This window comes from Enterobacter chengduensis (assembly GCF_001984825.2).
Classification (GTDB): domain Bacteria; phylum Pseudomonadota; class Gammaproteobacteria; order Enterobacterales; family Enterobacteriaceae; genus Enterobacter; species Enterobacter chengduensis.
Window position 1 is genome coordinate 3,836,376 of the sequence record NZ_CP043318.1, and the last position, 15,301, is coordinate 3,851,676.

Genomic DNA, 15,301 nt, shown 5'->3' on the forward strand with positions numbered 1-15,301 from the left:
CCCCGTAGCTGAAGCCTTACAGGCTTTCAGTAAAGGTACGCGCGATAACGTCGCGCTGCTGTTCTGGGGTCAGGGAGTTGAAGCGAACCGCATAGCCGGACACGCGAATGGTCAGCTGCGGGTATTTTTCCGGGTGCTCAACCGCGTCCATCAGCGTTTCGCGGCGCAGAACGTTAACGTTCAGGTGCTGACCCCCTTCCACGCGCACTTCCGGTTTCACTTCCATTGGAATTTCACGGTACTCGATTTCGCCCAGTTTGCTCACCGGCACGATTTCATCTTCGGCAAAGCCCGCTTTCGCAACGACGCAGCGCGCTTCATTCTTCTCGCTGTCCAGCAGCCAGAAAGAGTTGAGCAGATCGTCATTTGCAGCTTTAGTAATCTGGATACCTGTAATCATGTGTTGCCTCCCTAGGCTACATTAACTGATGTCGGCCTCTCGCGGCCAATTGGTAAAACCATTGTTTCTTGTGTGTATATATATCATTCACACCTCGGTGATTTATTGATTTAAATCAACAAAAACACCAACCACATAAAGAGTGTGGTTTGAATTTATTGTTTTAGATCAATTTTACAACCTTACCAATTCAACTTACTCTGTATCTTTTCAAAAGAAATTTAGCCACTTAGCGCGCATTTCGGCGCGTAATTTTGCTCACCGGGGTTAAACAGGTAAGCTAGGCACAGATTGAGATTCGCAGGAGAGCGAGATGACGACACCTTTAACCTGGCATGACGTGCTGGCAGAAGAAAAGCAGCAACCTTACTTTATCAATACGCTCAGCACCGTTGCGGCTGAACGTCTGTCAGGACAGACGATTTACCCGCCGCAGAAGGACGTGTTCAACGCCTTTCGCTACACCGAGCTGAGCGATGTGAAGGTGGTGATTCTGGGCCAGGATCCCTATCACGGCCCGAGCCAGGCGCATGGGCTGGCGTTTTCCGTCCGTCCCGGCGTGGCGATCCCCCCTTCTCTGCTCAACATGTATAAAGAGCTTGAAGGAACCGTGCCCGGTTTTACCCGGCCAAACCATGGCTACCTGGAAAGCTGGGCGCGTCAGGGCGTGCTGTTACTGAATACGGTACTCACCGTCCGGGCGGGCCAGGCGCACTCGCACGCCAGCCTGGGCTGGGAGACGTTCACCGATAAAGTCATCAGCCTGATCAACGAACATCGTGAAGGGGTGGTGTTTTTACTCTGGGGATCGCATGCGCAGAAGAAAGGGGCGATTATCGACCGTCAGCGTCATCACGTGTTGAAAGCGCCGCACCCGTCACCGCTGTCTGCACATCGCGGTTTCTTTGGCAGTAATCATTTTGTTCTGGCGAATGAATGGCTGGAAAAACGGGGCGAAACGCCGATTGACTGGATGCCTGTGTTACCGGCAGAGAGCGAGTAGTATTTGAATGTGCCGGGTCAAACCCGGCACATTAAGAGGCTTAGGCCTTATTCTGACGCCACCACTCGGCCAGCAGCACGCCGGTCGCAACGGATACGTTCAGACTTTCCACGTTGCCCGTCCCATCGATTGAGACGCTCAGATCCGCACTGGAGAGCGCCGCATCAGACAGACCATCGCGTTCCTGACCCAGCACCAGCACCATCTTGCGTGGCAGCGTCGCTTTAAACAGCGGGGTACCGGCATGGCTCGAGGTGGTCACAATAGCGTAGCCCGCTTTACGGAACTGCTCGAGAGCGTCCAGCACGCTGTCGCCGGTGATCGGCTGTACGTGCTCGGCTCCGCCTTCCGCCGTACGGATCGCGGCGCCGGACTCCAGCAGCGCGGCATCCTGCAAGAGCACGCCTTTCACGCCAAAGTGCGCGCAGCTACGCATCATTGCGCCCAGGTTATGCGGGTTGCCCACATCTTCCAGCGCCAGCACGCAGTCATCGGCATCCGCCTGGCTAACCCACTGCTGCACGGTCGTGCCGTTACGTTTTTTGATCAGGAAGCAGACGCCGCCGTGGTGTTCAGTGCCGGAGGCTTTGGTCAGCTCGGCATCATCCACAACGTGATAGGCTTTGCGGTTCGCGGCCATCCAGCGCAGCGCTTCTTTGAAGCGCGGGGTCACGCTCTGGATAAACCAGGCGCGGACGATGCACTCAGGACGGCTCTGGAACAGCGCCTGGCAGGCGTTTTCACCGTACACTCGGGTCTCTTCCGCACGCTGGCGGCGCAGCACTTCCGGGTCGATAAAGCTTTTACCGCTGATACCGCCGTGATCGGCTTTTTCCGGCGTCTCATCGCCAGGTGCGCGAGAAACGGTGCGCCACGGGGAGGCGTTATCACGTGAGAAGTCATCACGTGGACGGTCACTGCGTGGGCGGTCGGAGCGAGGACGGTCATCGCGTTTGCGATCGTCACGTTTGCGGTCATCACCGCGGGTATTTCTGTCATCGCGGGCGGGGCGACGGCCACCGTCTGCACGAGAAGACGCCGGACGCCCGCCACCTTTTCCGGTACGCGGATTTTGGGTGCGTTTATCAAAGTCATCATCACTGCGGACATACATCACTTTGACCTTGCCGCTTTTGTTTTTCATTTCGTCGTTCATGCTTTTCTCCACCAGCGCTGCGCGAAGCGCGCAGATTACCCGATGTGCCAGCGCATAGCCATAATTTCGTACAAAAGCCTGCGACTATTGTTCTCATTGAATAAAACGCATTGTTGTTTCAAACAGGCTCATTGATAATATGTAACATATTAGAAACATTATCGGCGTTTTGCCGCTGTCCCACGGCTCTATCAGAGGTTAGTTATGAATACCGTATGTGCCAACTGTCAGGCTCTTAACCGCATTCCGGACGATCGGATAGAAGATGGTGCGAAATGCGGACGTTGCGGCCATGAATTGTTTGATGGCGATGTCATTAACGCGACGGGTGCTACGCTGGACAAACTCCTCAAGGACGATCTGCCCGTTGTTGTCGACTTCTGGGCACCATGGTGCGGCCCATGCCGTAGCTTCGCGCCGATTTTCGAAGACGTGGCAGAAGAGCGCAGCGGAAAAATACGTTTCGTTAAGGTTAACACGGAAGCCGAACCTGAACTGAGCGCCCGTTTTCGCATTCGCAGCATTCCGACCATAATGATTTTCAAAAATGGCGAGGTGATCGACATGCTCAACGGCGCGGTGCCAAAAGCGCCTTTTGAAAGCTGGTTAAACGAGTCGCTGTAACATTCACGGGGCACACCTTGTGCCCTGCTCCCGCCTCTGCGAAAATAGGGTTTTTCCTGCATTTCGCCCATGACTGATAACGCCGTTCTACAATTACGCGCCGAACGCCTTGCGCGCGCTACCCGACCGTTCCTTGCCCGGGGCAACCGTATTCGCCGCTGTCAGCGCTGCCTGCTGCCGCTGAAGGTTTGCCTGTGCGAGACGCTGGCACCGAGTTCGGCACAGAGCCGTTTTTGTCTGGTCATGTTCGATACCGAGCCGATGAAGCCCAGCAATACGGGGCGTCTTATCGCCGATATTCTGCCGGATACCGCGGCGTTTCAGTGGTCCCGTACGGAGCCGCCTCAGGCCCTGCTCGACCTGGTGGCCAACCCGGACTATCAGCCGATGGTCGTTTTCCCCGCGTCATATGCAGGTGCCGATCGTCAGGTGCTTTCGAGTCCGCCATCCGGTAAGCCGCCGCTATTTATTATGCTAGACGGCACCTGGACCGAAGCGCGAAAAATGTTTCGTAAAAGCCCCTATCTCGACGCGCTGCCGGTGATTTCTGTCGATCTTTCCCGCGTTTCTGCATACCGCCTGCGTGAAGCGCATGCTGACGGGCAATACTGCACTGCCGAAGTGGCCATTGCGCTGCTGGATTTAGCCGGTGATACCCCTGCGGCTGGCGCCCTGGGCGCCCATTTCTCCTGTTTCCGGGAACGCTATCTGGCGGGAAAAACCGTTCATAAGGGGAGCGTCACAGCAGCCGAGACGGAAAGCGTTTAAAATCATCAGGTCGCTTGCATTCACAGGAGGCCTGCATGAGCCAGCGAGGGTTAGAAGCGCTACTTCGTCCCAAATCCATTGCCGTTATCGGCGCATCAATGAAACCGGATCGTGCTGGCTATCTGATGATGCGCAACCTGCTGGCCGGGGGCTTTAATGGCCCCGTCATGCCCGTCACGCCAGCGTATAAGGCCGTGCAGGGGGTGCTGGCATGGCCTGATGTACAGAGCCTGCCTTTCGTACCGGACCTTGCCGTACTCTGCACAAACGCAACGCGCAACCCGGAGCTGCTGGAATCACTCGGCAAGAAGGGGTGTAAAACCTGCATTATTCTCTCGTCTCCGCCTGAACAGAAGGCCGAGCTTCTGACCTGCGCCAGCCGCTATCAAATGCGCATTCTCGGGCCAAACAGCCTGGGGCTGCTCGCCCCCTGGCAGGGGCTGAACGCCAGCTTCTCCCCGGTGCCAATCCGCAAAGGCAAACTCGCGTTTATCTCGCAGTCGGCTGCGGTATCGAACACCATCCTCGACTGGGCGCAGCAGCGTGAAATGGGATTCTCCTACTTCATTGCCCTCGGCGACAGCCTGGATATCGACGTTGACGAGCTGCTGGATTTTCTGGCGCGTGACGGCAAAACCAGCGCGATCCTGCTTTACCTTGAGCACCTCAGCGACGCGCGTCGTTTTGTCTCGGCTTCGCGAAGCGCGTCGCGCAATAAGCCGATCCTGGTGATCAAGAGCGGGCGCAGCCCTGCCGCACAGCGTCTGCTGCATTCGCATTCCGGTATGGATCCCGCCTGGGATGCCGCCATACAGCGCGCCGGTTTGCTGCGGGTGCAGGATACGCACGAGCTTTTTTCCGCCGTTGAAACGCTCAGCCACATGCGTCCGTTGCGCGGCGAGAAGTTAATGATTGTCAGTAACGGTGCTGCCCCTGCCGCGCTCGCCCTTGACGAGCTGTGGCGACGCTTCGGCAAGCTGGCAACGCTGAGTGAAGAGACGCTGCAGCGCCTGAAAGACGCGCTTCCGGCCAGCGTGTCGCCCGGCAATCCGCTTGATTTGCGCGACGATGCCAGCAGCGATCGCTATATCAAGGCGATTTCCATTTTGCTGGATAGCCAGGATTTCGACGCGCTGATGATTATCCACTCCCCCAGCGCGGTCGCGCCGGGCAGCGAAAGCGCGCGCGCGCTCATTGAGGCCGTGCGCAACCATCCGAGAGGCAAATATGTCACCCTGCTGACCAACTGGTGCGGTGAATTTTCTTCGCAGGAGGCGCGACGCCTGTTCAGCGAGGCCGGGCTGCCAACCTACCGCACGCCGGAAGGTACCATCACCGCCTTTATGCATATGGTGGAATATCGCCGCAACCAGAAGCAGCTCCGTGAAACGCCAGCGTTGCCCGGTAACCTGACGGCAAACACCGTCGACGTTCACCGGCTGTTGCAGCGGGCTATTGAAGAGGGCGCGACGTCGCTGGATACGCATGAGGTCCAGCCGATTCTGGGCAGCTACGGGATGCAGACCCTGCCAACCTGGATCGCCAGCGACAGCGCTGAGGCCGTGCATATTGCCGAGCAGATTGGCTACCCGGTTGCCCTGAAGCTGCGTTCCCCGGATATCCCGCACAAGTCTGACGTTCAGGGGGTGATGCTCTACCTGCGGACGGCTGCAGAGGTGCAGCAGGCAGCGGACGCCATTTTCGACCGGGTCAAAATGGCCTGGCCACAGGCAAGGATCCACGGATTGCTGGTGCAAAGCATGGCAAACCGCGCAGGGGCTCAGGAATTACGGGTGGTGGTCGAACACGATCCCGTCTTCGGCCCGCTCATCATGCTGGGTGAAGGCGGCGTTGAGTGGCGTCCGGAGGAGCAGGCGGTGGTGGCTTTACCGCCGCTGAACATGAACCTGGCGCGTTATCTGATCATTCAGGCGATTAAAAGTAAAAAGATCCGCGGCCGGAGCGCGCTGCGTCCGCTCGACATTGCCGGGTTAAGCCAGTTCCTGGTACAGGTGTCTAACCTGATCGTGGATTGTGCCGAGATCCAGCGGCTGGACATTCATCCCCTGCTTGCCTCCGGCAATGAGTTTACGGCGCTGGACGTGACCCTGGATATCGCGCCATTCGAAGGCGACAGCGAGAGCCGCCTGGCAATCCGCCCCTATCCCCTTCAGCTGGAGGAGTGGGTCGAGATGAAAAATGGGGAGCGCGCCCTGTTCCGCCCTATTCTGCCGGAAGATGAGCCCCAGCTGCGGACGTTTATCTCTCAGGTCACGAAAGAAGATCTTTATTATCGCTATTTTAGCGAAATCAACGAATTTACCCACGATGATTTAGCCAATATGACCCAGATCGACTACGATCGAGAAATGGCGTTTGTTGCCGTTCGTCGCAACGAAGAGGGGGATGAGATCCTCGGCGTCACGCGTGCGATTTCTGATCCAGATAACGTCGATGCGGAATTTGCCGTGCTGGTACGCTCCGATCTTAAAGGTCTGGGGCTCGGAAGACGACTGCTGGAAAAACTCATCAGTTATACGCGGGATCACGGATTATTACGCCTTAATGGCATTACTATGCCTAACAATCGCGGTATGGTGACCCTGGCGCGAAAACTTGGGTTTGACGTTGATATTCAGCTGGACGAAGGTATTGTGGCCTTGTCTCTCAGTCTGACATCAGCGGACAAACGCGAGTAAGCTACTGGAAATGTTACCCACTTTGGACGGGACTGGTGGTATCATTGTCCGCTTATGTTGTTTGCATGGTACAGACAACCCTTCAATGAACAGAGAAGAAACGCACTGTGATGTTGTCAAAATTTAAGCGTAATAAACATCAACAACACCTTGCTCAACTACCGAAGATTTCTCAGTCAGTTGATGATGTAGAGTTCTTTTACGCTCCCGCTCATTTTCGGGAGACGCTTCTGGAAAAGATTGCCAGCGCCACGCGACGCATTTGCATCGTGGCCCTGTATCTTGAACAGGATGAAGGCGGGCGCGCGATCCTTGATGCGCTCTATGAGGCCAAACGTCAGCGCCCGGAACTTGATGTTCGCGTGCTGGTAGACTGGCATCGCGCTCAGCGTGGCCGCATTGGCGCTGCAGCGTCAAATACTAATGCTGACTGGTATTGCCGCACGGCGCAGGAAAACCCCGGCGTTGACGTGCCTGTTTTTGGCGTACCGGTGAACACCCGTGAGGCGCTCGGCGTTCTTCACTTCAAGGGGTTTATCATTGATGACAGCGTGCTATACAGCGGCGCAAGTCTCAATGATGTTTACCTTCATCAGCTCGATAAATATCGCTACGACCGTTACCATCTGATCCGTAATCCACAGATGGCCGATATCATGTTCAACTGGGTTGATAAAAATCTGGTTCATGGCCGCGGCGTTAATCGCCTTGACGATCCCGAGCGTCCTAAAAGCCCGGAAATCAAAAATGATGTTCGCGCCTTCCGCCAGGAGCTGCGTGATGCGGTCTATCATTTCCAGGGCGATGCGAACAACGAAGAGTTATCCGTTACCCCGCTGGTCGGGCTCGGCAAATCCAGCCTGCTGAACAAAACGATCTTCCATCTGATGCCGTGTGCGGAGCAGAAGCTCACCATCTGCACGCCGTACTTCAACCTTCCTGCCGTGCTGGTGCGCAATATTATTCAGCTGCTGCGCGAGGGTAAAAAAGTGGAAATCATCGTGGGTGATAAAACGGCAAACGACTTCTTCATTCCTGAAGATCAGCCGTTCAAAATCATCGGTGCGCTGCCTTACCTCTATGAGATTAACCTGCGACGTTTCCTGAGCCGTTTACAGTATTACGTCAATACGGACCAGCTGGTGGTGCGCCTCTGGAAAGATGAAGACAACAGCTACCATCTGAAAGGAATGTGGGTCGACGATGAGTGGATGCTGCTGACCGGTAACAACCTTAATCCACGCGCGTGGCGACTGGATCTGGAAAACGCTATCCTGATCCATGACCCGCAGCATGAGTTAGCCGCAAAACGTGAACGCGAGCTGGAGCTGATTCGCACCCATACGACAGTGGTTAATCATTACCGCGAACTGCAGAGCATTGCCGATTATCCGGTGAAAGTGCGCAAGCTTATCCGCCGCTTACGTCGTATCCGTATCGACCGACTTATCAGCCGTATTCTGTAATGTCCAGGCCCTGTTATCCGCAGGGCTTTTTTATGGGGCCCGATGATGCGCATTCCTTTGTTACTGAGCGTCCTTTTCCTGAGCGGCTGTAGCCATATGGCCAACGATAGCTGGTCCGGGCAGGACAAAGCACAGCATTTCCTCGCTTCCGCGATGTTGTCCGCAGCCGGTAATGAATATGCGCAGCATCAGGGATACAGCCGGGACCGCAGCGCGGCAATAGGGCTGATGTTCTCCGTAGGTCTTGGGGCATCAAAAGAGCTGTGGGATAGCCGCCCCGCAGGGAGCGGCTGGAGCTGGAAAGATTTCGCCTGGGATGTCGCCGGTGCAACGACCGGCTATGCCGTGTGGCAGATGGCGCGGTATTAAAGTCGAATGCCTTTCCCTTTGCGATGCAGCATCAGGGAAACAATAAAGGCCAGTGCGCCCATTGCCGTTACGTACCAGAAGAACGTCGTTTCGCTTCCCCATGATTTAAGCGACAACGCAACGTACTCTGCCGATCCGCCAAACACCGCATTGGCTACCGCATAAGAGAGCCCTACCCCTAACGCACGGACCTGCGCCGGGAACATTTCAGCTTTAAGTATTCCACTGATAGACGTATAGAAACTGACAATCACCATCGCCATCATCACCAGCGCAAAGGCAGCATACGGTGAAGAGACATGTTGAAGCGCGGTCAAAATAGGAACGGTACACAATGCCGACAGCCCGCCAAAAATCAGCATCGACGTGCGCCGGCCGATTTTATCCGAGAGCGCACCGATAATGGGCTGTATGAGCATAAAGACAAACAGCGCCACGGTCATGACCACGCTGGCAACGTTTGCGTGCATGCCGGTGGTATTCACCAGGTACTTCTGCATATAGGTGGTGAACGTGTAGAAACTCAGAGAACCACCCGCAGTAAAGCCGAGCACCATAAGGAAGGCTTTGCGGTTACGCCATAACCCTTTGAATGTTCCTGCCTCCTTCAGCGTCCTGACCTCTTTCTGCGAGGTTTCATCTAACTGACGGCGTAGCCAAAGTGCCACAACGGCCAGTACGGCGCCCATCGCGAAAGGAATTCGCCATCCCCAGGCATGAAGTTGTTCATCCGTCAAAATCTGCTGCAGGATCACTACCACAAGAATGGCCAGCAGTTGACCACCAATCAGCGTGACGTACTGGAATGAGGCGTAAAAACCTTTACGCCCTTCCAGCGCAATCTCACTCATGTAGGTCGCACTGGTACCGTATTCACCGCCCACCGATAATCCCTGGAATAAGCGCGCCAGTAAAAGCAGCGCCGGTGCCCAGGTACCAATCGATTCATATCCCGGTAAGCAGGCGATCACCAGAGAGCCAAAGCACATCATACACACAGAGATCAGCATAGAGGCCTTACGCCCGCGCCGATCAGCAATGCGTCCGAACAGCCAGCCCCCGATGGGCCGCATTAAAAATCCTGCGGCAAAAACCCCCGCCGTTTGTAGCAGCTGTGTTGTTGTGTTGCCAGAGGGAAAGAAGATATGTGCGAAATAGAGTGAACAGAATGAGTAGACGTAAAAGTCGAACCATTCAACCAGATTCCCTGAAGAGGCGCTGACGATTGCCCATACCCTTCTTCGGGTATCACTGTTAGCCAGCGTCCCGTTTGATGCCATGCTTTCTGTCATTGTGATTATGCTCCTGCCATAAACAGCGGCGTATGAGCCAGAAGACTCAATTACCTCGTAAATGAAATGTTATAATTTTGTTATAATTAACATTGAGACAGCGATCACACATTCTATTAGCAGGATAAGGGATTAAGAGAAAGACCAGGAAGGGAAAGCACAAAAGCAAAAAACCCCGCACCTTACGGTACGGGGTTCTTCTTATTTGATGCCTGGCAGTTCCCTACTCTCACATGGGGAGACCCCACACTACCATCGGCGCTACGGCGTTTCACTTCTGAGTTCGGCATGGGGTCAGGTGGGACCACCGCGCTAAAGCCGCCAGGCAAATTCTGTTTAATCTGTATCAAAGCTGAAATCTGATTGTCTGTCTCACCGCCGAAACAGCTTCGGCGTTGTAAGGTTAAGCCTCACGGTTCATTAGTATCGGTTAGCTCAACGCATCGCTGCGCTTACACACCCGACCTATCAACGTCGTCGTCTTCAACGTTCCTTCAGGACCCTTAAAGGGTCAGGGAGAACTCATCTCGGGGCAAGTTTCGTGCTTAGATGCTTTCAGCACTTATCTTTTCCGCATTTAGCTACCGGGCAGTGCCATTGGCATGACAACCCGAACACCAGTGATGCGTCCACTCCGGTCCTCTCGTACTAGGAGCAGCCCCCCTCAATTCTCCAGCGCCCACGGCAGATAGGGACCGAACTGTCTCACGACGTTCTAAACCCAGCTCGCGTACCACTTTAAATGGCGAACAGCCATACCCTTGGGACCTACTTCAGCCCCAGGATGTGATGAGCCGACATCGAGGTGCCAAACACCGCCGTCGATATGAACTCTTGGGCGGTATCAGCCTGTTATCCCCGGAGTACCTTTTATCCGTTGAGCGATGGCCCTTCCATTCAGAACCACCGGATCACTATGACCTGCTTTCGCACCTGCTCGAGCCGTCACTCTCGCAGTCAAGCTAGCTTATGCCATTGCACTAACCTCCTGATGTCCGACCAGGATTAGCTAACCTTCGTGCTCCTCCGTTACTCTTTGGGAGGAGACCGCCCCAGTCAAACTACCCACCAGACACTGTCCGCAACCCGGATCACGGGTCTACGTTAGAACACCAGCCATTAAAGGGTGGTATTTCAAGGACGGCTCCACGCAGACTGGCGTCCACGCTTCAAAGCCTCCCACCTATCCTACACATCAAGGACCAGTGTTCAGTGTCAAGCTATAGTAAAGGTTCACGGGGTCTTTCCGTCTTGCCGCGGGTACACTGCATCTTCACAGCGAGTTCAATTTCACTGAGTCTCGGGTGGAGACAGCCTGGCCATCATTACGCCATTCGTGCAGGTCGGAACTTACCCGACAAGGAATTTCGCTACCTTAGGACCGTTATAGTTACGGCCGCCGTTTACCGGGGCTTCGATCAAGAGCTTCGCGTTGCCGCTAACCCCATCAATTAACCTTCCGGCACCGGGCAGGCGTCACACCGTATACGTCCACTTTCGTGTTTGCACAGTGCTGTGTTTTTAATAAACAGTTGCAGCCAGCTGGTATCTTCGACTGATTTCAGCTCCACCCGCAGGGGCTTCACCTACATATCAGCGTGCCTTCTCCCGAAGTTACGGCACCATTTTGCCTAGTTCCTTCACCCGAGTTCTCTCAAGCGCCTTGGTATTCTCTACCTGACCACCTGTGTCGGTTTGGGGTACGATTTCGTGTTACCTGATGCTTAGAGGCTTTTCCTGGAAGCAGGGCATTTGTTACTTCAGCACCGTAGTGCCTCGTCATCACACCTCAGCGTTAAAAGGTACCGGATTTACCTGGAACCTCCGCCTACATGCTTAAACCGGGACAACCGTCGCCCGGCTAACATAGCCTTCTCCGTCCCCCCTTCGCAGCAACACCAAGTACAGGAATATTAACCTGTTTCCCATCGACTACGCCTTTCGGCCTCGCCTTAGGGGTCGACTCACCCTGCCCCGATTAACGTTGGACAGGAACCCTTGGTCTTCCGGCGAGCGGGCTTTTCACCCGCTTTATCGTTACTTATGTCAGCATTCGCACTTCTGATACCTCCAGCAACCCTCACAGGCCACCTTCAACGGCTTACAGAACGCTCCCCTACCCAACAACGCATAAGCGTCGCTGCCGCAGCTTCGGTGCATGGTTTAGCCCCGTTACATCTTCCGCGCAGGCCGACTCGACCAGTGAGCTATTACGCTTTCTTTAAATGATGGCTGCTTCTAAGCCAACATCCTGGCTGTCTGTGCCTTCCCACATCGTTTCCCACTTAACCATGACTTTGGGACCTTAGCTGGCGGTCTGGGTTGTTTCCCTCTTCACGACGGACGTTAGCACCCGCCGTGTGTCTCCCGTGATAACATTCTTCGGTATTCGTAGTTTGCATCGGGTTGGTAAGCCGGGATGGCCCCCTAGCCGAAACAGTGCTCTACCCCCGAAGATGAGTTCACGAGGCGCTACCTAAATAGCTTTCGGGGAGAACCAGCTATCTCCCGGTTTGATTGGCCTTTCACCCCCAGCCACAAGTCATCCGCTAATTTTTCAACATTAGTCGGTTCGGTCCTCCAGTTAGTGTTACCCAACCTTCAACCTGCCCATGGCTAGATCACCGGGTTTCGGGTCTATACCCTGCAACTTAACGCCCAGTTAAGACTCGGTTTCCCTTCGGCTCCCCTATACGGTTAACCTTGCTACAGAATATAAGTCGCTGACCCATTATACAAAAGGTACGCAGTCACACCACGAAGGTGCTCCCACTGCTTGTACGTACACGGTTTCAGGTTCTTTTTCACTCCCCTCGCCGGGGTTCTTTTCGCCTTTCCCTCACGGTACTGGTTCACTATCGGTCAGTCAGGAGTATTTAGCCTTGGAGGATGGTCCCCCCATATTCAGACAGGATACCACGTGTCCCGCCCTACTCTTCGAGTTCACAACCTGTGTGCTTTCGTGTACGGGACTGTCACCCTGTACCGTGCGACTTTCCAGACGCTTCCACTAACACACAAGCTGATTCAGACTCTGGGCTGCTCCCCGTTCGCTCGCCGCTACTGGGGGAATCTCGGTTGATTTCTTTTCCTCGGGGTACTTAGATGTTTCAGTTCCCCCGGTTCGCCTCGTTAACCTATGTATTCAGTTAACGATAGTGTGTCGGAACACACTGGGTTTCCCCATTCGGATATCGCCGGGTCAAAGGTTCATATCACCTCGCCGGCGCTTTTCGCAGATTAGCACGTCCTTCATCGCCTCTGACTGCCAGGGCATCCACCGTGTACGCTTAGTCGCTTAACCTCACAACCCGAAGATGTTTCACTTCTGATTGCGAAAATTTGAGAGACTCGAACACACCTTAAAGATGTGTCGTTTCAATTTTCAGCTTGATCCAGATTTTTAAAGAGCAAATATCTCAAACAAGACTCGTGAGTCTGTTTTGAGATATGACGGCAGGTGACTTTCACTCACGAACCAGCAAGTGGCGTCCCCTAGGGGATTCGAACCCCTGTTACCGCCGTGAAAGGGCGGTGTCCTGGGCCTCTAGACGAAGGGGACACTGAAGTCTCAATCGCAAGACGCCTTGCTATTTACTTTTCATCAGACAATCTGTGTGAGCACTGCAAAGGCAGGTTCTTTAAGGTAAGGAGGTGATCCAACCGCAGGTTCCCCTACGGTTACCTTGTTACGACTTCACCCCAGTCATGAATCACAAAGTGGTAAGCGCCCTCCCGAAGGTTAAGCTACCTACTTCTTTTGCAACCCACTCCCATGGTGTGACGGGCGGTGTGTACAAGGCCCGGGAACGTATTCACCGTAGCATTCTGATCTACGATTACTAGCGATTCCGACTTCATGGAGTCGAGTTGCAGACTCCAATCCGGACTACGACGCACTTTATGAGGTCCGCTTGCTCTCGCGAGGTCGCTTCTCTTTGTATGCGCCATTGTAGCACGTGTGTAGCCCTACTCGTAAGGGCCATGATGACTTGACGTCATCCCCACCTTCCTCCAGTTTATCACTGGCAGTCTCCTTTGAGTTCCCGGCCTAACCGCTGGCAACAAAGGATAAGGGTTGCGCTCGTTGCGGGACTTAACCCAACATTTCACAACACGAGCTGACGACAGCCATGCAGCACCTGTCTCAGAGTTCCCGAAGGCACCAATCCATCTCTGGAAAGTTCTCTGGATGTCAAGAGTAGGTAAGGTTCTTCGCGTTGCATCGAATTAAACCACATGCTCCACCGCTTGTGCGGGCCCCCGTCAATTCATTTGAGTTTTAACCTTGCGGCCGTACTCCCCAGGCGGTCGACTTAACGCGTTAGCTCCGGAAGCCACGCCTCAAGGGCACAACCTCCAAGTCGACATCGTTTACGGCGTGGACTACCAGGGTATCTAATCCTGTTTGCTCCCCACGCTTTCGCACCTGAGCGTCAGTCTTTGTCCAGGGGGCCGCCTTCGCCACCGGTATTCCTCCAGATCTCTACGCATTTCACCGCTACACCTGGAATTCTACCCCCCTCTACAAGACTCTAGCCTGCCAGTTTCGAATGCAGTTCCCAGGTTGAGCCCGGGGATTTCACATCCGACTTGACAGACCGCCTGCGTGCGCTTTACGCCCAGTAATTCCGATTAACGCTTGCACCCTCCGTATTACCGCGGCTGCTGGCACGGAGTTAGCCGGTGCTTCTTCTGCGGGTAACGTCAATTGCTGAGGTTATTAGCCTCAACACCTTCCTCCCCGCTGAAAGTACTTTACAACCCGAAGGCCTTCTTCATACACGCGGCATGGCTGCATCAGGCTTGCGCCCATTGTGCAATATTCCCCACTGCTGCCTCCCGTAGGAGTCTGGACCGTGTCTCAGTTCCAGTGTGGCTGGTCATCCTCTCAGACCAGCTAGGGATCGTCGCCTAGGTGAGCCGTTACCCCACCTACTAGCTAATCCCATCTGGGCACATCTGATGGCAAGAGGCCCGAAGGTCCCCCTCTTTGGTCTTGCGACGTTATGCGGTATTAGCTACCGTTTCCAGTAGTTATCCCCCTCCATCAGGCAGTTTCCCAGACATTACTCACCCGTCCGCCGCTCGTCACCCGAGGAGCAAGCTCCTCTGTGCTACCGCTCGACTTGCATGTGTTAGGCCTGCCGCCAGCGTTCAATCTGAGCCATGATCAAACTCTTCAATTTAAGTTTGATGCTCGTGAATTAAACTTCGTAATGAATTACGTATGTTCACTCAGAGACTTGAGTATTCATTTATTGTCCGAAGACATTAAGAATCCATGTCACTTTGAGTGCCCACACAGATTGTCTGATAAATTGTTAAAGAGCAGTGCAACGCGGCTTTCGCTCACCGTTGCGAGGTGGCGTATATTACGCTTTCCTCGTTCAGAGTCAAGCGTTTATTTTCGCTTTTCTCTGCTGACCCGGCGGCTTGCGTGCCGTTGTTCCGTGTCAGTGGAGGCGCATTATAGGGAGTAATTCCGAACCTGCAAGAATAAAGTGAAAATTATTTACCAACC

General features: G+C 54.5%; 9 protein-coding genes, 1 tRNA gene and 3 rRNA genes. 6 read left to right on the top strand and 7 right to left on the bottom strand.

Annotated features, from left to right (window positions below):
* Window positions 1-16: 16 nt before the first annotated feature.
* Window positions 17-400, bottom strand: a complete 384-nt coding sequence (gene grcA / locus FY206_RS18500; protein WP_008502190.1) for an autonomous glycyl radical cofactor GrcA — start codon at window positions 398-400, stop codon at window positions 17-19.
* 313 nt (window positions 401-713) lie between these two features.
* On the opposite strand from grcA, the gene ung reads away from it, so the two are divergent.
* Window positions 714-1,403 (top strand): uracil-DNA glycosylase, encoded by a 690-nt coding sequence (ung, locus tag FY206_RS18505; RefSeq protein ID WP_032643658.1) that lies wholly within the window; start codon window positions 714-716, stop codon window positions 1,401-1,403.
* 40 nt (window positions 1,404-1,443) lie between these two features.
* Here ung and FY206_RS18510 read toward each other — a convergent pair whose 3' ends face one another.
* Window positions 1,444-2,559 carry a tRNA/rRNA methyltransferase gene (locus FY206_RS18510; RefSeq protein ID WP_032643659.1) on the bottom strand — a complete coding sequence of 372 codons (1,116 nt, stop codon included), beginning with the start codon at window positions 2,557-2,559 and terminating at the stop codon, window positions 1,444-1,446.
* Window positions 2,560-2,763: 204 nt separating this feature from the next.
* On the opposite strand from FY206_RS18510, the gene trxC reads away from it, so the two are divergent.
* The 5 genes from trxC (at window position 2,764) to FY206_RS18535 (ending at window position 8,485) form a co-directional block, all read left to right on the top strand.
* Window positions 2,764-3,183: a thioredoxin TrxC gene (gene trxC, locus FY206_RS18515; RefSeq protein WP_032643660.1), complete on the top strand. Its 420-nt coding sequence runs from the start codon at window positions 2,764-2,766 to the stop codon at window positions 3,181-3,183.
* Window positions 3,184-3,252: 69 nt separating this feature from the next.
* The gene (gene tapT, locus FY206_RS18520) at window positions 3,253-3,951 is read left to right on the top strand and encodes a tRNA-uridine aminocarboxypropyltransferase (protein ID WP_032643661.1); all 699 of its coding nucleotides are present in this window, start codon (window positions 3,253-3,255) and stop codon (window positions 3,949-3,951) included.
* A 35-nt stretch (window positions 3,952-3,986) separates the two neighbouring features.
* Complete coding sequence (locus FY206_RS18525; protein WP_032643662.1) at window positions 3,987-6,650, top strand: bifunctional acetate--CoA ligase family protein/GNAT family N-acetyltransferase; 2,664 nt, start codon at window positions 3,987-3,989, stop codon at window positions 6,648-6,650.
* 110 nt (window positions 6,651-6,760) lie between these two features.
* Window positions 6,761-8,116 carry a CDP-diacylglycerol--serine O-phosphatidyltransferase gene (pssA, locus tag FY206_RS18530; RefSeq protein ID WP_032643663.1) on the top strand — a complete coding sequence of 452 codons (1,356 nt, stop codon included), beginning with the start codon at window positions 6,761-6,763 and terminating at the stop codon, window positions 8,114-8,116.
* A 45-nt stretch (window positions 8,117-8,161) separates the two neighbouring features.
* Window positions 8,162-8,485: a YfiM family lipoprotein gene (locus FY206_RS18535; RefSeq protein ID WP_032643716.1), complete on the top strand. Its 324-nt coding sequence runs from the start codon at window positions 8,162-8,164 to the stop codon at window positions 8,483-8,485.
* Here FY206_RS18535 and FY206_RS18540 read toward each other — a convergent pair.
* From FY206_RS18540 to FY206_RS18560, 5 genes are all read right to left on the bottom strand, one after another.
* Window positions 8,482-9,777, bottom strand: a complete 1,296-nt coding sequence (locus FY206_RS18540) for an MFS transporter (RefSeq protein ID WP_032643664.1) — start codon at window positions 9,775-9,777, stop codon at window positions 8,482-8,484. The two genes, FY206_RS18535 and FY206_RS18540, sit on opposite strands and share 4 nt — an antisense overlap.
* A 210-nt stretch (window positions 9,778-9,987) precedes the next feature.
* A 5S ribosomal RNA gene (rrf, locus tag FY206_RS18545) occupies window positions 9,988-10,103 on the bottom strand.
* 73 nt (window positions 10,104-10,176) lie between these two features.
* A 23S ribosomal RNA gene (locus FY206_RS18550) occupies window positions 10,177-13,081 on the bottom strand.
* 182 nt (window positions 13,082-13,263) lie between these two features.
* A tRNA-Glu gene (locus tag FY206_RS18555) sits at window positions 13,264-13,339 on the bottom strand.
* An 85-nt stretch (window positions 13,340-13,424) separates the two neighbouring features.
* Window positions 13,425-14,966, bottom strand: a 16S ribosomal RNA gene (locus FY206_RS18560).
* Together the 16S, 23S and 5S rRNA genes with 1 tRNA gene alongside form the textbook arrangement of a ribosomal RNA operon.
* Window positions 14,967-15,301 lie beyond the last annotated feature (335 nt).